Raw genomic sequence first — 18,797 nt, forward strand, 5'->3', positions numbered from 1 at the left:
TAACCAGTCAACGGTTGCTCCGAATCCCGGGAGGCCCGGTGCGGCAAGGCGAGGATGGTATCGGCGCGGTAGATGCCGTGATGGCGGCCGAAGCTGTGCCGATTCCCTTGTCTCCCGGACAATTACGCTGGTGGGTAGCTCATCAGCTCGCGCCCGGCGTGCCCGCCACGATCGCCCTGTATCTGGATCTGCGTGGGCCACTGGACATCGCGCGCCTGCGCACCGCGATCCGCGCGGCGGCGGTGCGACTGCAGTCACCGCTCGTGCGCCTGCGGCTCGTCGACGGCACACCACACCAATACCTCGACCCGGCCGTCTTCGGCGAACTCACCGACGTCGATCTCACCGGTGCTGCCGAGGTTCCGCCGGGCGGCGGTGCGGATCATGGTGCGGCGGTAGCCGAAGCGCTGTCGCGGATGGAGGCGGATCGCCGGGGTCGGTTGGACCTGTGTGCGGACGCGATCACTGTCGCGACGTTGTACCGCGTCGCACCCGAGCGGTGCCTGCTCTATCTGCGCAGTCATCATCTGGTGCTCGACGGTGTCGGTGCGGTGGCGCTGCTGCGGCTGGCCGCCGAAAACTATGCGGAGGGAAGCAGTCTCGATCACCCGCAGCTGCTGTCGATCGAGGACCTGGTCGAGGCGGATCGGGTCTATCGGCATTCCTCTCGCGCGGTGGCGGATCGGGCTTTCTGGGCGAAAGAGACTGCTGGGCTGCCAGATCCGATCGGGGTGGCCGGTGTCGCCGCGCCCGCGTCGGCCTGTCCGCACCGGGTGTCGGCCTGCATCGACGAGCGCACCGCGAATCTGCTGGCCGCCGCGCGCCGGCGTTACGCGGCAAGCTTTCCGGAGCTGACCGCCGCCGCCTTCGCCGCGTTCCTCGCCGGAATGTCGGGCTCCGACCAGGTCGTTCTCTCGCTGCCGGTGGCCGCTCGGCCCACGGCCGCCCTGCGACGCTCGGCCGGATCGGTCTCCAATGTCGTGCCCTTGCGGCTGCGCGACCTCGGCTCGGCAACAGTCGAAGAGCTGATCCATCAGGTGCGGCTGCGGGTGATCGGCGCCCTGCGTCACCAGTGCTACCGCTACGAGGACATCCAGCGCGACCGTGGCGAAACCCACTTGGCCCGAGGCGGATTCGGTCCGGTGATCAACCTCCTCGGCTTCACCGCTCCGCTGACCCTCGGGGCGGCTACCGGCCGGGCCCACCTGCTGAGCCTCGGCCCTGTCGAAGATCTCCTCGTCAACGGCTATCAACTCGGTCCCGACGACACCGCCGCGACGATCGACTTCCAAGCCAACCCGGCCCGCTACGACGCCGCCACCCTGTCCTGGTACCACCGCCTGTTCCTCGACTGGTTCGCTACGTTCCTCGCCGCCGAGCCCACCCGGCGGATTCGCGACCTGACCGCCGAATTCAGCACGCCGCGCTCGCGATTCTCCGCCGAGGACGCGGGCGTGGAACCCGGTGAGCGCGACGATGCCGGTGACATCGCAGGACGACCGGAGCTGCGCCCTGCTGCGAAATCGGTGCCGAGTTGTTCACGCACGGCCACCGGTGCGGCGACGACTTCGACGTTGAGCGAACTGTTCAGCGGGTTCGATGGGACCGACAGCGTCGCCGTGGTGGACGGTGGCCGGTCGATGACCTATCGGGAGCTCGGCGAGTCGGCGGCGCGGTGGGCCAGGGTCCTCATCGCGTATGGGGCCACGCCGGGAAGTCCGGTACTGACCGCGATTCCGAGGTCGCTCGAGTCGGTGCTGGCAGTGCGCGCGATCGCGGCGGCCGGTGCCTGCCTGACACCGATCGATGTGGGTGATCCGGGTGAGCGGGTCGCCCGGATCATCGCCGGATCCGGTGCGGTGCTGGGGTTGACGACACGGGCTGCTCGCCCCGGGCGAACCGGCGATGCCGCCGGGGTCACCTGGCTGATGCTCGATGACGCGGACACCCTGGCCCGCGTGGCCGATCAGCGGTCGGACCCCGTCACCGACGCGGATCGTCGCGCCCGGCTGAGCTCCGCGCACCTGGCCTATCTGATCCATACCTCGGGGACAACCGGGGCGCCCAAAGGCGTCGCGGTCACGCATCGCGGCCTCGCTCCCTTGACCGGCCATCTGCTCGACCGCTATCGCACCACACCGGATTCGGTAGTGCTGCACGCGCATTCACCCGCCTTCGACGCGCACCTGCTCGAACTCCTCGCCGCGTTCGCCGCAGGCGCGCGCCTGGTGATCGAACCGCCCACGGTGGTCGCGGGCGCGGAGCTGACCGGGCTGATCGCCGAGCATCGCGTCACGCATCTGCTCACCACGCCCGCCGTGCTGGCGACACTGCGCCCCGCCGACGTGCCGAGTCTGGCGGTGGTGGTCGTCGGCGGCGAGGCCTGCCCGCCGGAACTGGTCGCCACCTGGGCGGCCCGAGTCCGCTTGCGCAACGGCTACGGCCCCACCGAGGCCACGGTGATGGCGACACAATCGGCGCCCCTGGTAGCGGGGGAGCCCGTGACCATCGGCGCACCGCTGCCGGAAGTGGTGGCGCTGCTCCTGGATCCACGCCTGCGAGCTGTCCCCGCCGGTGCGCGGGCCGAGCTGTACCTCGGTGGGCCGTGCGTAGCGCAGGGCTACATCGGCGATCCCGCGAACACCGCGGCCCGTTTCGTGGCAGATCCCCGGGGTGGCGGCGGACGTGTCTACCGCACCGGCGATCTCGTCGGACCACGCGCCGACGGCGGCTACGAGTTCCTCGGCCGCATCGATTCCCAGCTGGCCGTCCGCGGCCGCCGCATCGAACCGGCCGAGGTCGAAGCAGCGCTGCTCACCGACCCTGCCATCGCCCACGCCGCAGTCGACATCGCCGACGCGGGCACCCCCGCCGCCCGGCTCATCGGCTACGTCGTCCCGACCCGAACCTCCGGCCGCCCCGATCCGCGGCAATCCTGCGCGCCGAACACCACGTCCGACAGTGCCTCGCCCCTGCCCTGCGGCTCGGACGATCCTCCCGCATCGGACACCGCCTCGGTCCTGGTCCGCGGGCCGGAGCATCTGTTCGCCTCGGGCATCACATTCGATGCCGCCGCGGCCCTCGCCCGTCTCCGCACTGTCCTACCCGCGGCCCTGGTCCCCGCCGCGTTGGTCACCCTCGACCGCCTCCCACTGACAGCCAACGGCAAACTCGACCGCGCGGCACTTCCCACGCAGCCCGCCACTCCTTACCGATCGCCACAAACCCCGCTCCAGCACCTGATCGCCACCACCTTCGCCACCGCCTGCGATCTCGAGACGGTCGGCGCCGACGACGACTTCTTCGCGATCGGCGGCAATTCCCTGACCGGCGTGAGTGTTTCGGCGCAGCTGGCCCAGTCGACGGACACCCCGATCACGGTCCGCTGGCTCTACACCGCACCGACGGTCGCCGCCCTCGCCCACCGCATCGAGACCTACCGCACCGACGCCGACCCGGGTGCCGACGCCCTCGCCACTGTGCTGCCCTTGCGCACCGGCGGGACCCACCCCCCTCTGTTCTGTGTGCACTCCGCCGTTCCGCTCGCCTGGTGCTACACCGGCCTGGCACGCCACATCACGGACCGTCCGGTGTACGGATTGCAGGCACCGACCTTGTCGGTCGCGGGGCCGGGCCGGGCCGCATCAGGTGAGCACGTGACCGCGAAACCATCGCGGCCGGACGCCCTGACCGTCGACTTCCTCGCGAGGACCTACGCCACCGAGATCACCCGCCTGCAACCCGAGGGCCCCGTCCACCTCCTCGGCTGGTCGCTCGGCGGCCAGCTCGCCCACGCCACCGCCGTCCGGCTGCGCGCCGAAGGCCGAGACGTCGCCACCCTCGCCATGCTCGACAGTGTCGTCGTCCCCGAGCACGCGGATCCACCCCCGCGCCCCCGCATGCGCGACCTCCTCACCCACCTGCTCGGCGACGAACCCGACGACGCAGACGCCCTTCCCGACCTCTCGGCGGAGCAAGCCGCCGCCGAATTGGCCGCCGCCGGAGCAACTCTCGGATCCGGGCTCACCGCTGCCCAGCTGACCCGACTGCACGAGGCCTACGCCGACGGTGTTCGTCTCTCGCACGGCTACCGCCCCGACCGGTTCGACGGCGACCTCCTCTACTTCTGCGCCACCCAGGGCATGACCGCCTTCCTCGACGCCCAGATCTGGCGGCCTTTCGTCACGGGTCGTCTCGTCGAGCACCCGGTCGACACCACCCACGCCCAGCTCACCAACGCCGATGTCGTCGCCCGCATCGGCCCGATCCTCGACCGTCACCTGCGTGCGGCCGAAACCGCGACGGCCACACCATGACCACCCTGCGCTCGACGACCGGCAGGCGCACCGCTGCCACCTGGTGGTGCGTCTACGACGACCCCGTTCGCTGGTCCGCCGAACACCCTCGAACGGCGCCGTTGCTGGAGTGGTTCGCCGACACCCTGATGCGACCGGATCCCACCCAGGGCCGGCCCGGCCCCGTCTGCCCGTTCGTCAAACCCGCTGCCGCACAACACACCCTGTGGATCGCCGAACTGGCCGGCACCGGCTCGATCACCGAGGCCGTCGACGACGCCTTCGACCTCTACCGCACCCTCGACCACACCCCCGCCGTTCTGACCGTCTTCCCCGACCTCGACGACACCACCCGCATCGACGCCGCCCACGCCACGCGAAAGAGTGACATCGTGCGCGCGGGCGCCATGCTCGGCCAGTTCTATCCCGGCTGCCCGGTGGCGGGCCTGTGGAATCGCGACTACCGCCCGCTGCACGCCCCGCTGCCGATGCTGGTGATCCGTCCGATGATGAACACCGATTTCCCGTTCCTCGTCGGCGAACCGGAATGGCTCTCGGCCTATCTCGCCCGGCACGCGCCCGGACTCCCGCGCAAGCTCCGCGCCACGATTGCGGACCGGATGCACGTCCCCGATGCGGGACCCGCCTCGATCACCGGGCTGCGCGCGCATTTTCCGGATGAACACGCACAATAGGGACACGAACCGCCCAATGCCGGACATTAGCGGGGTCATGCGGCACACTACGTCGCATGCGTCGGCTTGTGTGCTGTCTGCTCGTCCTGCTCGGCTGTGGAATCGTCGTCTCGCCCGCGGCATCGGCGGAGTCGGGGATCCTCGATGTTCGCCCGCTCGGCGGCCGGCAATTCGAGGTGGTCGTGTACTCCGCGGCGATGAACCGCCCGATCACCCTGTGGATGTCGCATCCCGGGTCCGGTGCGCCCGCGCTGTATCTGCTGAACGCGGTCGACGGTGGCGAGGGCGGCGGGCCGTGGATGCGGCGCACCGATGTGGTCGACTTCTTCGCCGACAAGCCGGTGAACGTGATCGTCCCGATCGGTGGCCGCGCCAGCATGTACACCGACTGGCAGCGCGACGACGGCGCGCTGGGTCGCAACAAGTGGTCCACCTTCCTGACCGACGAACTTCCCCCGCTGCTCAACGATCGCTTCGGCATGACCGGCGCCAACGGCGTCGCGGGCCTGTCGATGTCGGCCACCTCGGCCTTGAATCTGGCGATCGCGGCGCCCGGCCTGTATCGCGCGGTCGGTGCCTTCAGCGGGTGCACGCAGACCAGTAATCCGCTCGCGGAGACGCTGGTCCGGTCCCAGCTGGCCACGTTCGGCGCCGACGCGACCAACATGTGGGGCGCCCCCGGCGACCCGGCGTGGGCGGCCAACGACCCGACTCTGCACGCCGACCGCCTGCGCGGCACCGCCATCTACCTGTCCTCGGGCAACGGCGCTCCCGGCCCGCACGAGGCCTTCAACGATCCGAGCATCGCGGGCAACGTCGGCGTCCTGCTCGACCGGCTGCTGGTCGGCGGCACCATGGAAGCCGTGGTCGGCAGCTGCTCGAGCCCACTCGCGGGACGCCTGGCCCAGCTCGGTATCCCCGCGGACGTCCGCTTCCGCGCCGGGGGCACCCATGCCTGGCCGTACTGGCAGGACGACGTCCACGATTCCTGGCCGATGTTCGCCGCCGCCCTCGGCATCTGAGCCTTCTTGTCGGTGGCTCGGCGCACACTGAGCCGATGGCATACGACGAGGAACTCGCCGAGCGGATCCGGGAGATCGTCTACCCACGGCCCGATCTCGACGAGCGGAAGATGTTCGGCGGTCTCGCCTTCCTGATCGGCGGCAACATGGCCGTGGCCGCCAGTGGCAAGGGCGGGCTGCTGGTGCGGGTCGCCCCGGCCGAAGGCGATGCCCTGCTCGACGGATCGACGATCACGCCGATGGTGATGGGCGGACGCGAGCTGCACGGCTGGCTGCGCGTGGCACCCGAAACGGTCGACGACGACACCGCACTGCGGGAATGGGTCGAACGCGGGGTGGGGTTCGCGCAGACCCTGCCGCGAAAATAAAGTTCGGTGGATGTGTCGAAGGGCGGTGCGCGGCTCCGACCAGTGGGTGAAGCAAGCCACTCACCCCAAGGAGCACATCATGTCCGTCAACACATTCCTCTGGTTCGATGCCGACGCCGAAGCGGCGGGCGAACTCTATGCCGCGACCGTCCCGAACTCGCGCGTCGTCGAGGTCACCCGCCAGGGCGACGGTTCGGCCTTCATCGTCACCCTCGACCTCGACGGCCAGGCCGTCACGCTGATGAACGGCGGCCCGGGTCACCCGCACAGTGATGCCGCCTCGCTGCAGGTGATCGTCGATACCCAGGACGAGATCGATCGGCTCTGGGAGGCGTTGACGAGTGGCGGCGGCGCGCCCGGTCCGTGCGGGTGGCTCACCGACCGCTTCGGGGTGTCCTGGCAGGTCGTCCCGGCGGTGCTGCCCAAGCTGATGGGTGGCGAGACCGATCGCGTCATCGCCGTCGGCACGGCGCTGCGCTCGATGTCCAAGCTCGACATCGCCGCCCTGCAACAGGCCTACGACCAGGCCTGAACGCGCGAACGGCCGCCGCGGGGAGAGGTTCGCGGCGGCCGTCGTGCGGGTGGGGCTAGCCGGCCGAGCCCGACAGCAGCCCACCCAGATCAGCGGAACCGGTACTCGTGCCACCGCCGGGGTTGGTCGGCTTCGGGGCGACGGTGATCGTGACGGTCTTCGAGCTGATGAGCTCCTGCACCGCCTTGATCTCGTGCGCGCCGGTGGTCTTGGGCGTCCAGGTGATGGTGGCCTTGCCGTCGGCGACCGAGACCGGCTCGCCGATCTGGGTGCCGTTGTCGGTGAAGGTCACCTTGAACAGGAACGAGGTGGCCGTGACATCGGCGGTCACGGTGTAGGCGGTATCCACGTAGTGCGTGCTGCCGCTCACCGCGATCCCCTGCACGAGCGCGGATGCCTGGGGTGCTGCCAGCACGGCGGCCGCGGCCACCGCGGTGAAAGCCGTGAGTCCGAAACCGGCACGCCGCGCCTGGTAGATCTTCATGATGTTCTCCTGTTCGCGCTGATGATGAGCGCGACATTAGCCACCGGAGCACCACCGCGTCCCGGAAACTGAAATAACCATGTTTAAAAATGTTCCGGCCGGTGACGTCGCAGGTGGCGGCCGAATTCACCCGGAGCGGATGAGGCACCCTCGGCGACCGGCCGCGACACTGGAACCATGTCGACGTCCGGCCCGCTGCGCTATCAGTTCGTCATCGAGGGCGAGCTGTCCGAGCGTGTCCTCGCGGCCTTTCCCGAGCTGCGTCCCAGCTCGCATTCGCCCACCGGAACCACCACCCTGTTCGGTCTGGTCGCCGACAGTACGGCCATGCGCGGCGTGATGGCCCGCATCGACACCCTCGGCCTCACGCTGCTGAGTATGTCCCAGTTGCCCGACTGAGCATTCGCCGACGAGTCGACGTCGATCTGATAACGAGCGACCTCACTTCCCCTCGCCAGCAACCGTACAGCCGCTGATTCGCCTACCGTCGATCTCGGCGGAGGTCGGCCGCCGCGCGGTGAACAGCGTGTTCAGGAGGGTGAAGATGGCTTCGTCGTCGGGTTCTCTGGACTTTCACGGTGGCGGCTCGGTGATAGCTGTGGCGGGTCGGCCCGCCGGTCTTCCCGAGCTGTCCTTCGCCCCGGTTCGATGCAACGAGGCGTTCGCCCGCCTGGATCGGGCGCAGGCAGGCGCCGGGCAGACGGTGCTGCTGTGCGGGCCCGCGGGCAGCGGGAAGACCGTCGTGCTGGTCGACTGGGTGCGCCGCCGGTGCTCGGCACGCGTCGCGTGGTCGACCGTCGCCGAACAGCACGGATCCGATCTGCTGGCCGACATCGCCCGAACACTCGAGCCGATCCCGGATTTCGTCCCGACCGGGATGCTGCACACGCCGATGGACCGCGCCGTGGACCTCGTCGCCGCGCTGGCCGACGTCGAGCCGACCGTGCTGGTGATCGACAACGCCCACCTGCTCACCGACCCGCTGCAACTCGCCGGCCTCGAATACCTGCTCACACACCTGCCCGGCCAGGTCACCGCGGTGATCGCGAGCCGATTCGACCCGCCGCTGCGATGGCACGCCCTCGATCTGGCGGGCAGGCTCACCCGGATCGGAGCGCCCGAACTCGCGTTGTCGCCGGATCGGGTCGCTCAACTGCTGGCCCAGCACGGGTGCCGACTCGACGACGCCGAACTCGCCGTGGTCCAGAATTTGACCCGTGGCTGGGCCGCGCTGGTCCGCATCGCGGCGATCTGCCTGTCGGCCGGCGGCACCGACCGCGACACCGCCCTCGCGGCGCTGGCTCGCCCCTCGCACGCCGTCGCCGACTTCCTGGTCGCCGAACTGCTCGCCGCGCTGCCCGCACCCACGCTCGAATTCCTGCTCGCCACAGCGGTTCCCGAGCAATTCTGTCTGCCGATGGCCGAGGATCTGGTCGGCGGCGACGCCGCCCGCATCCTCGACGAACTGCTGCGCGCGAACTTCCCGCTGCACACCGTCGCCCACGCGGGCGAACTCTGGCACACCTACCATCCGCTCCTGCGCGCCTATCTGCTCGCCGAGGCCGCGTACACCAGGCCGGAGCGCCTGCCCGACTGTCATCGCCGGGTGGCGGCCTGGTTCACCGCGGCCGCGATGCCGGGGCCCGCGCTCGGGCATGTCCTGGCCGAGCCCGGCACCCCCGGGCTGGTGCCCTTCCTGCGCGACTGGGGGTTGCGCATGGTCCTGGACGGCACGGGCCACGCCCTGCTCGCCGCCCTCGAAAACCTGTCCGAACACGACACTTTCGTTCGCTTGCTGCGCGCGGCCGTCGCGGTGGAGTCGGGCGATATCGCCGCCGCAGAGGTCTATCTCGAAGCCGCCCATGTGGGTCCCGAATCGGTCGCGCCGGTGGTGCCCGCCGAGTGGGTGGCCGCTCTCGACCGCGCTGTGAGCGCGGGAGTGGCTGTCCTGGTGGGTGATTCGTCCTCGATGCGCTGGCCACTGCCGCCGGTGACCGGCCAGCCCGACCTCGACTGCTACGCCGCACTGCACTGCGGCATCGCCGAGATCTACGGGGGCGAGATCGACAGCGGCGCGGCGTCTGTGCGCCACGCGATCGTGCACTCCGAGCAGGCCGGACTGGGTCGCGTCGCGGTCCGTGCCAGAACCGCGACGGCCGGGGCGGCCGGGATGGCGGGTCGGCTCGGTGAGTTGCGCGCGCTGGCGGTCCAGGCGATCGACTGCGCCGAACGCTACGAACTGGCCGGCTCGGCCGAAGCCGCTCCGGCCAGGGTGCTCGCGGCCTATGGCGCCTATCAGCAAGGCGCGGATTTCGAGCGGCCGCCGTCGGGTCTGCCCTGGGTCGCGGCCGACGAGACCGTGGTGCCCGCGCCGGTGCGTCAGGTGGCGATCATGACCGGGGTGCTGATGTTCGCCGACGCCGCGGATCGGTCGGCCGCCGCGGTCGCACTCGCCAAGCAGCTGCACCGCCTGCTCGACGAATCGCCGACGCTGTACGGCACCGGTGAACTGGTCACCGACGTGCTGTGGCTGCTGCTGCGCGTGCAGGCCAGGGCCGACGCGCAGCAGTTGATCGATCACGCTACGCGCGTGCTCGGCCGGACCCCCGAGATGGCTGTCGCCGAAGCGGGACTGGCGCTCTACGCCCATCGCCCGGCCGTCGTGCTGACGGTGCTGGAACCGCTGCTCGCCACCCCGCGCTGTTCCTCGCGCTCGCTGGTCGCGGCGTGGCTGCTGGTCGCGGTCGCCGCCGACCGCCTCGATCGTCCCCGTAAGGTCGACGACGCCTGCGAACAGGCTCTCGCGCAGGCGTCGACCGAACAGCTGACCCGCCCGTTCCTCGACGTGCCGGAGGCCGCCGAACTGCTCGCCCGCATCGGCTCGCGCTTCGGCCAGTACGCGGCGCTCGTGGACCGTATCCGTGCCCACCGCGGCGCCACCGCGGGCGCACCGCAACTCACCGACACCGAACTGGTGGTGCTGCGCCAACTTCCCTCGGGCATGACCGCGGGCAATATCGCCACCGACCTCGGCGTCTCGGTGAACACCGTCAAAACGCACCTGCGCGGCATCTACCAGAAGCTCGCGGTGAACGCGCGCGCCGAAGCGATCGCCCAGGCTCGCGTGCTCGGCCTGCTCTGAACTCAGTCCGGCGCCTGCAGGGCCGGAAACCAGACATCGGTGAGCACCGCCGCGGCCTGCGCGGCTGAGACGTCGATGGTGCCCTGCATCGCCCAGCGGGTGAAGAACCGCTCGAGCTGGGCGACGAGCAGTTCGATCCGCAGGCGGGCCTCGTCGCGGCGGTGCTCGGGCCAGCGGGCGAGATAGGCGGGCATGGTGTCGGCCAAGGTCATGATGCCCTCGCGCGCCACCGCGCGGAATTCCGGTTCGAGCGCGGTGGCCTCGTCCCAGGCCGGGAGCATGTCCTTGTTCGTGAAGAACCAGTCGATCGCGCGAGTCATCCAGTCCGCGAACGACTCTCGGGAGCCGATGGTGAGTACCCGGTCCAGGTCGGCGTAGAAATCCCGGACGCTGGCGAGGGTGCCTTCCTGGGCGATGGCGCGCAGCACCTCGCCTTTGCTCGTGAAGTGCAGGTAGAAGGTCGCCCGGCTGCAGCCGACGGCGGCGGCGATGTCGTCGACGCGGACATCGGAGTAGCCCTGCGTTTCGAACAGGGTGCGTGCGGTCTCGACGATCCGGGCCTTCGTCAGGCGCTTCTGTTCCTCGCGGAGCGATCCACGGCGGGCGGGTTCGGTCGTCATGCGGCCATCTTAGACGATCAGCCCATTCACTGGACATGATGTCTAGCGAGACGTTATCCTGTGGTCCACGTCACCGGCATGGTCATCGATGGCCGAGGCCGCTCAGGAGTTGTGCATGGATACACGCGAATTACCCAAGGTCTGCGTCATCGGCGCCGGACCTTCGGGTATCACCGCCGCCAAACGGCTTGCCGAGAACGGAATTCCGTTCGACTGTTACGAGGCGTCCGACGAGGTCGGCGGCAACTGGTACTTCAAGAACCCCAACGGCATGTCGGCTTGCTATCAGAGCCTGCACATCGATACCTCGAAGTACCGCCTGCAGTTCGAGGACTTCCCGGCCCCGGCGGATTGGCCGCACTTCCCGCACCACTCACAGCTGCTGCAGTACTTCAAGGACTACGTCGACCACTTCGGCCTGCGCGACAGTATTCGGTTCAACAGCCTGGTCACCTCGGCCGAGCGCGACGACGCGGGACTGTGGCGGGTCACGACAGCGGCGGGCGACACCGAGGTCTACGACGCGCTGATCGTGTGCAACGGCCACCACTGGAATCCCCGATTCCCGGACTACCCCGGCGAATTCGACGGCGTGCTCATGCACAGCCACGCCTACAACGACCCGTTCGACCCGATCGACATGCGCGGCAAGCGGATCGTCGTGGTGGGCATGGGCAACTCCGGGCTCGATATCGCCTCGGAACTGTCCCAGCGGTTCATCGCCTCGAAGCTGTTCGTCTCCGCCCGTCGCGGCGTGTGGGTGCTGCCCAAGTACGTCAACGGGCAAGTGGGCGACCGGGCGTCGATGCCCGCGTGGATTCCCGATAAGATCGCGCTCAAGCTCAAACAGCGCTTCGTGCGCAAGAACCGCGGCGAGATGTCGACCTACGGACTGCCGACGCCCGATCACGAGCCGTTCGAGGCGCATCCGTCGGCGAGTGAGGAATTCCTGCACCGGGCCGGCTGCGGTGACGTGGAGTGCAAGCCCGCGATCACCCGATTGGACGGCGACACCGTGCATTTCGCCGACGGCACCAGCGAGCAGGCCGACGTGGTCGTGTGCGCCACCGGCTACCACATCAGCTTCCCGTTCTTCTCCGACGCCGAGTTGGTGCCCGATGCGGCCAATCGGTTCCCGCTGTTCCAGATGATGATGAAGCCCGGCGTGGACAACCTGTTCTACCTCGGCCTGGCCCAGCCGATGCCGACGCTGGTGAACTTCGCCGAGCAGCAGAGCAAGCTGGTGGCGGCCTACCTGACCGGCCGCTATCACCTGCCCCCGCGCGAGCAGATCGACGAGGTGCTCGGCGCGCAGGAGGCCAAACGCGCCGGACGCTACTACGATTCGCCCCGCCACACCATCCAGACCGAATTCGAGCCGTACGTGCGCTCGATGACCAAGGAGCTGGAGCGCGGCGCGAAACGTGCCGCCGCCGCCGGCAATACGTTGCCGGTGCCCGCTCGGGTGACCGCCGAGGTGGCGCGATGAGCACTTCTTCGGGCTTCTGCCGTGACGAATTCGCCGGTGTGCGTGCGGCCTTCGACGAACACCTCGCCTCCGGCGCCGAACTGGGCGCCGCCCTGTGCGTCACCGTCGACGGCGACCCGGTGCTCGACCTGTGGGGTGGCTACGCCGACCCGGAGCAGAGCACCGCGTGGGCGGCCGACACCCTGGTGAACGTCTTCTCGGTCACCAAGACGATGACGGCGCTGTGTGCCCTGCTGCTGGTCGACCGTGGTGAACTCGACGTCGACCAGCGGGTTGCCCACTACTGGCCCGAATTCGCGGCGAACGGCAAGGCCGGCATCGAAGTTCGGCACCTGCTCTCACACACCTCGGGTGTCTCGGGCTGGGACAAGCCGATCGCGCTGTCCGACATCTACGACACCGATGCCGCCGCCGCCCGGCTGGCGACACAGGCACCTTGGTGGGAGCCGGGCACCGCCTCGGGCTATCACGCCATCAACTACGGCCATCTCGTCGGCGAACTCGTGCGCCGCATCACCGGTCGTTCACTGGGCACGTTCTTCGCCGACGAACTGGCCGGGCCCCTCGGCGCCGATTTCCACATCGGCACCGGTCCCGAGCATGCCGACCGGATCGCCACCCTGGTCCCGCCGGAGATGCCGGACTTCGACCTGTCGACCCTCGATCAGGACAGCGTGCTGATCAAGACGCTCACCAGTCCCTGGCTGGAGGTCTCCGAAACCGCGACACCGGCCTGGCGCGAGGCCGAGATCGGCGGCACCAACGGGCACGGCAACGCGCGCTCGGTGGCCCGCATCCAGTCGCTGATCGCCAACGGCGGCGAGCTGAGCGGCAGGCAGTTCCTCTCGCCGGCGACGATCGAGCTGATCTTCCGCGAGCAGGCCGACGGCATCGACCTCGCGCTGCTGGCTCCGCTACGTTTCGGCATCGGCTACGGGCTGCCACGACCGGAGACGTTCCCGCACATCCCCGACGGGCGGGTCTGCTGGTGGGCCGGGTACGGCGGCTCGATGGTCGTCAACGACCTGGATCGCCGAATCACTTTCGCCTACACCATGAATCGCATGGCCACCGGACTGATCGGTTCCGATCGGTGCGACAGCTATCTGAAGGCCACGTTCGACGCGGTAGGAGACACCCGATGACCATGCGCGCGATGCAGTTGACGGCCCCGGGCACCCTCGAACTCCGTACGGTGCCGGTACCCGAACTCGGCCCCGGCGATCTGCTGCTGCGGGTCGGCGCGGCCGGGATCTGCCATTCGGATTCGTTCGTGCTGAGCCTGCCGTTCCCGATGAGCGAGAAGCCCTTGACGTTGGGCCACGAGATCGCCGGCACCATCGAGGCGATCGGCTCGGGGGTGGAAGGTCGCAGCGTCGGCGAACGCGGGATCGTGTACCTGTGCTGGTCGTGCGGGGAATGCCGGGAGTGCCTGCGCGGCAACGAGAATGTCTGCCTGGCCGCCGGTCGCACCGCGATGCCACCGTGCCCTGGCCTCGGCCCCGACGGCGGCATGGCCGAGTACGTCCGCATTCCGGTGCGCTCGTTCGTACCGATCGCCGACGAACTCGACTTCGCCCACGCCGCGCCGCTCGCTGACGCCGCCCTGACCCCGATGCACGCCATTCGCGGCGCCATGGACCAGCTGTGGCCCGGCGCCACCGCGGTCGCCATCGGCATCGGCGGACTCGGCCACGTCGCGATCCAGCTGTTGAAGACCCTGACTCAGACCACCGTGATCGCGGTCGACGTGGACGCCGACAAGCTCGCCCTGGCCACCGAATGCGGCGCCGACATCGTGCTCAAGGCCGACGAGAACACCGCGGCAACGATCTTGGAGCTCACCGGCGGACGCGGTGCGGAGGCGGTGTTCGACTTCGTCGGCGCCGACCCCACCGTCAAGGTCGCCGTCGAATCCGTCGCCCCCAACGGCGCTGTCCGGCTGGTCGGTCTCGGCGGCGGCGCCACCGGCATCGACGCGGGACCGGCGGGCGGACCCGGACTGCCCTGGGGCGCCACGGTGCGAAAGTCCTACGGCGGCACCAGGTCCGACCTCATCGATGCCGTGGCTCTGGCCGCCGCGGGCAAGCTCCGCGCCCAGGTCGAGCGGTTCGACCTGGCCGACGCCCGTACCGCCTTCGACCGACTCGACTCCGGCGCGATCCGCGGCCGCGCCGTCCTGATTCCCTGATGGAGAAGAACATGACCGATGCTGTAGACCCACAGGAATTCGTGGCCAAGGTGGCAGCGGGCCTGACCGCGCCGGGCGCGCCGTTCGAGATGACCGTCGAACCCGTTCTCGGCGTGCCGATTCCGGTCCTCGCCCATCGCCGTGCCAACCTGCGCGAACTACTGGAGCACTCGCGCACGTGGGGCGAGCGCGACTACCTCGTCACCGAGGACCGCCGGATCTCCTTCACCGAGCACGCCGCGGCCGCGGGTGCGCTGGCCACCGCGCTGGCCGCCAGGTACGGCGTCGGCAAGGGCGATCGCGTGGGCATCCTGGCCGCCAACGGCCCGGACTGGGTGATCGCGTTCTGGGCCGCGCAGTGCCTCGGCGCGATCCCGGTCGGCTACAACGCTTGGTGGGCGCCACCGGAGATCGCCTACGGGCTGGGCCACACCACCCCGACTGTCGTCATCGCCGACGCGAAAAGGGCTGCGCTGCTCGCCGAGACCGGCACCGACCTGCCCGTCTTGACCATGGACGAGGATCTGCCCGCCCTGATCGCCGAGTTCGGCGGCGGCGAGATCCCCGGTACGCCGGTCGCCGAGGACGATCCGGCCGTGATCCTCTACACCAGCGGGACCAGCGGCAGGCCGAAGGGGGTTGTCCACTCGCAGCGAAACATGGTGGCGATCAGTGACTATCACCGTTTCACCGACGCCATGCTGGCCGCGTTCATGGGGCAGGAGCCCGGCGACGCCCCCAGCGATCGCCGCTACCTGGTCACCGCGCCGCTGTTCCACATCGCCAGCCTGCACAATCTCGTCATCCCGCGTCTGCTGACCGGTGCGGCGGCGGTGTTCCCGCACGGCGCCTTCGAAGTCGGCCGGGTACTGAGCCTGGTCGAGCGCGAGAAGGTCACCAACTGGGCGGCGGTGCCGACCATGGCCTCGCGTCTGCTGGAACACGATGTGGCCCAGCACGATCTGTCGTCGCTGAGCGCGCTCTCGCTGAACTCCGCGCCGTCCTCGCCCGCGCTGCTCGCCAGCCTGCGCGAGAAGATCCCGGCCCTGCAATTCTCGTTGACCACCAGCTACGGCCTCACCGAGAGCGGCACCGCGGCGACGGTCGCCACCCCGCTGGACCTGGCCGCGGACGACGCCTCGGTCGGCAGGCCGATCATCGGGGTGGCGGTGGAGATCCGCGACGCCGAGGGCAACGCGGTCGCCGAGGGTGAAGAGGGCGAGATCTGTATCCGCAGTCCCTACGTGATGCTCGGCTACTGGAACGACGACGCGGCCACCGCGGCCGCGATCGACGACCAACGCTGGTTGCGCTCCGGCGATTTCGGCACGATGGACAACGGCAGGCTCACCGTGTCGGGCAGGCGCACCGACCTGATCCTGCGCGGCGGTGAGAACGTGTATCCCACCGAGATCGAGAACGTGCTCGTCGAGCATCCGGCCGTCAGCGACTGCGCGGTCTTCGGCGTCGCCCACCCCGATCTCGGCCAGGAAGTGGCGGCGATCGTCGTCGCCGAACCAGGGGCGGTGGACCCGGAGGACCTGCGCGCTTTCGTCGCCGATCGCCTCGCCTATTTCAAGGTGCCCGCCCGGTGGCGGATCACTTCGGACGCGCTGCCGCGCAACGCGACCGGTAAAGTCACCAGGCGCGAGCTCGCGATCTAAGAGGGGTCACACCATGTTCGACAGCATCATCAAGGGTGCCCGTTGGTTCGACGGCACCGGCGCCCCGTCCGCGGTTCGTCACCTCGGCATCACCGACGGCAGGATCGCCGAGATCTCGGAGACCCCGCTCGACGAGACCGGCTGCTCCCGCGTCGTGGACGCGACCGGAAAATGGGTGATCCCCGGCATCATCGACATCCACACCCACTACGACATCGAAGTCCTGCTCGACCCGTCGCTGTCGGAATCGGTGCGGCACGGCGTCACCACCGTGCTGCTCGGTTCGTGTTCGCTCTCGACCGTGCACGTCGACGGCGAGACCGCGGGCGATCTGTTCGGCAGAGTCGAGGCCATCCCGCGTCAGTACGTGGTCGGCGCGATGAACGACGTCCAGACCTGGAGTACCGCAGGCGAATACGTCGACGCGCTCGAACAGCTGCCGCTCGGGCCCAACCTGGCCGGCTTCATCGGCCACTCCGATATCCGGGCCGCGGTGATGGGGCTGGACCGCTCCACCCGCAAGGACGTGAAACCGTCCGCGCAGGAGCTGGCCGAGATCGAGCGCATGCTCGCCGACGCGCTCGACGTCGGCTTCGTCGGAATGTCCTCGCAGCAGCTGCTCTTCGACAAGCTCGACGGCGAGACCTGCCGTTCGCGCACGCTGCCGTCCACCTACGCCAAGAGTAAGGAACGCCACCGGCTCAACACGATCCTGCGCAAGCGCGGTCGCGCGTTGCAGGGCGGTCCCGACATCACCAACCCCAAGAGCCTGGTGTCGATGGCGGTGTCGAGCATCGGTCTGTGGCGTAACGCGCTCAAGGTGAGCCTGCTGTCGGCGGCCGATGTGAAGGCGGTGCCGGGCGCGTCCAAGATGTTCCCGGCCGTCGGCAAGATCATCAACGGGCTCGACGGCAACTTCCGCTGGCAGCATCTGCCGGTGCCGTTCGAGGTGTACTCCGACGGCATCTCGCTGCCGGTGTTCGAGGAGTTCGGTTCCGGCGCGGCGGCTCTGCACCTGTCCGACCACATCGACGAGCAGCGTCACCTCATGCAGGACGAGGAGTATCGCCGCACGTTCCGCAAGGACTACGACAACAAGTACGGCCCGCGCGCGTGGCACCGCGACTTCTTCGACGCCGACATCGTCGAATGCCCCGACGAGACCGTCATCGGCAAGACCTTCGGTGAGGTCGGTGTCGAGCGTGGGGGCCTGCATCCGGTCGACGCGTTCCTCGACCTCGTCGTCGAACACGGCGACAAACTGCGCTGGCGCACCACCATCTCCAACCACCGACCCGAGGTGGCCGACGTCCTGGCCGCCGACCCGTCGGTCCAGCTCGGTTTCTCCGACGCGGGCGCGCACCTGCGCAATATGGCCTTCTACAACTTCGGTCTGCGCCTGCTTCGTCGCGTCAACGACGCCGCCACCAGCGACAAGCCGTTCATGACGGTCGAGCACGCGGTGCACCGCCTCACCGGCGAACTGGCCGACTGGTACGGCCTGGACACCGGCCACCTGCGCGTGGGTGATCGCGCCGACGCCGTCGTGATCGACCCCGCCCACCTGGACGAAACCCTGGACGCCTACGCGGAGAGTCCCCTCGCGATCTTCGGCAACCTGTCGCGCATGGTCAACCGCAACGACGACACCGTCACCGCGGTCTTCGTCAACGGCCGCTACGTCTTCGGCGAGGGTGAAGCGGATCCCGTGCTCGGCACCGAACGAGTGGGAGCCTTCCTGCGCGCGGAGTAGGACCGCCGCCCGGCGCTCGCCGCGTCCGGGTACTCGCTGCTGGGTCGTCGCGCACCCTGACCCGGTGCGCGACGGCCCAGCCCCGATCTGCGACCCTCACCTGATGACCGGGCGGCGGTCGACCGAACCCGGTCGTCGCCGCCGGCCTACCTCACATCAGCGAGAGGACTCGATATGTCGGACGCGAAACGGATCGCCTGGGGCAAACCGCGTCATCCCACCGACGCCGACCGCGACGCCCTCCGCGAGGACCTGCTCGCCAAAGCACGCGCCGTGCGCGACGACGGCTGGGCCGGCCACCGCGCCGAATGGCCCGCCGGTCAGGTGGCTGTGGTCGCCTATGTGCTGGGCGACGCCGAAGTCCTCGCCGAACTCGAGGAGAACGAGAGCACCGTCCTGAGCCGCTACGCCGCCGACCTGTTCGGCTTCGTCGGTGGCCGCAAGGACAACGAGAAGGGCCTCGTCGACACCCAGGCCTGGTTCGACGCGGTGCGCAAAGCCCTCGGTAACCCGGCGTCGTGATCACCTGGTCGGCGATCGGC

The 18,797-nt window shown here is 69.3% G+C and carries 15 protein-coding genes; 13 read left to right on the top strand and 2 right to left on the bottom strand.

Annotation, left to right across the window (positions count from 1 at the left end; translation table 11 throughout):
• The first annotated feature begins 80 nt into the window (after nucleotides 1–80).
• The 5 genes from ACFTS5_RS19550 (at nucleotide 81) to ACFTS5_RS19570 (ending at nucleotide 6,912) form a co-directional block, all read left to right on the top strand.
• Nucleotides 81–4,316 carry an amino acid adenylation domain-containing protein gene (locus ACFTS5_RS19550; protein WP_378632757.1) on the top strand — a complete coding sequence of 1,412 codons (4,236 nt, stop codon included), beginning with the start codon at nucleotides 81–83 and terminating at the stop codon, nucleotides 4,314–4,316.
• Nucleotides 4,313–4,990 carry a DUF6875 domain-containing protein gene (locus ACFTS5_RS19555; RefSeq protein WP_378632759.1) on the top strand — a complete coding sequence of 226 codons (678 nt, stop codon included), beginning with the start codon at nucleotides 4,313–4,315 and terminating at the stop codon, nucleotides 4,988–4,990. Before ACFTS5_RS19550 ends, ACFTS5_RS19555 begins: the two co-directional genes overlap by 4 nt.
• A 56-nt stretch (nucleotides 4,991–5,046) precedes the next feature.
• Nucleotides 5,047–6,012, top strand: a complete 966-nt coding sequence (locus tag ACFTS5_RS19560; protein WP_378632762.1) for an alpha/beta hydrolase — start codon at nucleotides 5,047–5,049, stop codon at nucleotides 6,010–6,012.
• A 35-nt stretch (nucleotides 6,013–6,047) separates the two neighbouring features.
• Complete coding sequence (locus ACFTS5_RS19565) at nucleotides 6,048–6,380, top strand: TfoX/Sxy family protein (RefSeq protein ID WP_378632765.1); 333 nt, start codon at nucleotides 6,048–6,050, stop codon at nucleotides 6,378–6,380.
• 79 nt (nucleotides 6,381–6,459) lie between these two features.
• On the top strand, nucleotides 6,460–6,912 hold the full coding sequence (locus ACFTS5_RS19570) for a VOC family protein (RefSeq protein WP_378632767.1): 453 nt from the start codon (nucleotides 6,460–6,462) through the stop codon (nucleotides 6,910–6,912).
• Nucleotides 6,913–6,967: 55 nt separating this feature from the next.
• On the opposite strand, the gene ACFTS5_RS19575 is transcribed toward ACFTS5_RS19570, so the two are convergent.
• The gene (locus ACFTS5_RS19575; protein WP_378632770.1) at nucleotides 6,968–7,396 is read right to left on the bottom strand and encodes a hypothetical protein; all 429 of its coding nucleotides are present in this window, start codon (nucleotides 7,394–7,396) and stop codon (nucleotides 6,968–6,970) included.
• A gap of 177 nt (nucleotides 7,397–7,573) precedes the next feature.
• Between ACFTS5_RS19575 and ACFTS5_RS19580 the strand changes: the two genes are divergently transcribed.
• Nucleotides 7,574–7,795 (top strand): hypothetical protein, encoded by a 222-nt coding sequence (locus tag ACFTS5_RS19580; protein WP_378632772.1) that lies wholly within the window; start codon nucleotides 7,574–7,576, stop codon nucleotides 7,793–7,795.
• Between the two features lie 145 nt (nucleotides 7,796–7,940).
• Nucleotides 7,941–10,538, top strand: coding sequence for a LuxR C-terminal-related transcriptional regulator (locus ACFTS5_RS19585; protein WP_378632774.1), 2,598 nt, complete (start codon nucleotides 7,941–7,943; stop codon nucleotides 10,536–10,538).
• A 2-nt stretch (nucleotides 10,539–10,540) separates the two neighbouring features.
• Here ACFTS5_RS19585 and ACFTS5_RS19590 read toward each other — a convergent pair whose 3' ends face one another.
• A complete protein-coding gene (locus tag ACFTS5_RS19590) occupies nucleotides 10,541–11,158 on the bottom strand; it encodes a TetR/AcrR family transcriptional regulator (RefSeq protein ID WP_378632776.1) in 618 nt (205 codons plus the stop codon).
• A gap of 115 nt (nucleotides 11,159–11,273) precedes the next feature.
• Between ACFTS5_RS19590 and ACFTS5_RS19595 the strand changes: the two genes are divergently transcribed.
• The 6 genes from ACFTS5_RS19595 to ACFTS5_RS19620 all read left to right on the top strand — a co-directional run bounded on the left by ACFTS5_RS19595 (nucleotide 11,274) and on the right by ACFTS5_RS19620 (nucleotide 18,777).
• Nucleotides 11,274–12,647 carry a flavin-containing monooxygenase gene (locus tag ACFTS5_RS19595; RefSeq protein ID WP_378632778.1) on the top strand — a complete coding sequence of 458 codons (1,374 nt, stop codon included), beginning with the start codon at nucleotides 11,274–11,276 and terminating at the stop codon, nucleotides 12,645–12,647.
• Nucleotides 12,644–13,792, top strand: a complete 1,149-nt coding sequence (locus ACFTS5_RS19600) for a serine hydrolase domain-containing protein (RefSeq protein WP_378632780.1) — start codon at nucleotides 12,644–12,646, stop codon at nucleotides 13,790–13,792. The genes ACFTS5_RS19595 and ACFTS5_RS19600 overlap by 4 nt, the downstream gene beginning before the upstream one ends.
• A 2-nt stretch (nucleotides 13,793–13,794) precedes the next feature.
• The gene (locus tag ACFTS5_RS19605) at nucleotides 13,795–14,838 is read left to right on the top strand and encodes an NAD(P)-dependent alcohol dehydrogenase (RefSeq protein WP_378633451.1); all 1,044 of its coding nucleotides are present in this window, start codon (nucleotides 13,795–13,797) and stop codon (nucleotides 14,836–14,838) included.
• A gap of 11 nt (nucleotides 14,839–14,849) precedes the next feature.
• Nucleotides 14,850–16,502: a class I adenylate-forming enzyme family protein gene (locus ACFTS5_RS19610; protein WP_378632782.1), complete on the top strand. Its 1,653-nt coding sequence runs from the start codon at nucleotides 14,850–14,852 to the stop codon at nucleotides 16,500–16,502.
• A 13-nt stretch (nucleotides 16,503–16,515) separates the two neighbouring features.
• The gene (locus tag ACFTS5_RS19615) at nucleotides 16,516–18,255 is read left to right on the top strand and encodes an amidohydrolase family protein (protein WP_378632784.1); all 1,740 of its coding nucleotides are present in this window, start codon (nucleotides 16,516–16,518) and stop codon (nucleotides 18,253–18,255) included.
• A 174-nt stretch (nucleotides 18,256–18,429) separates the two neighbouring features.
• A complete protein-coding gene (locus ACFTS5_RS19620; RefSeq protein ID WP_378632786.1) occupies nucleotides 18,430–18,777 on the top strand; it encodes a hypothetical protein in 348 nt (115 codons plus the stop codon).
• Nucleotides 18,778–18,797: the final 20 nt, after the last annotated feature.

The sequence above is a fragment of the Nocardia sp. NPDC056952 genome (assembly GCF_042674185.1).
Classification (GTDB): Bacteria; Actinomycetota; Actinomycetes; order Mycobacteriales; family Mycobacteriaceae; genus Nocardia.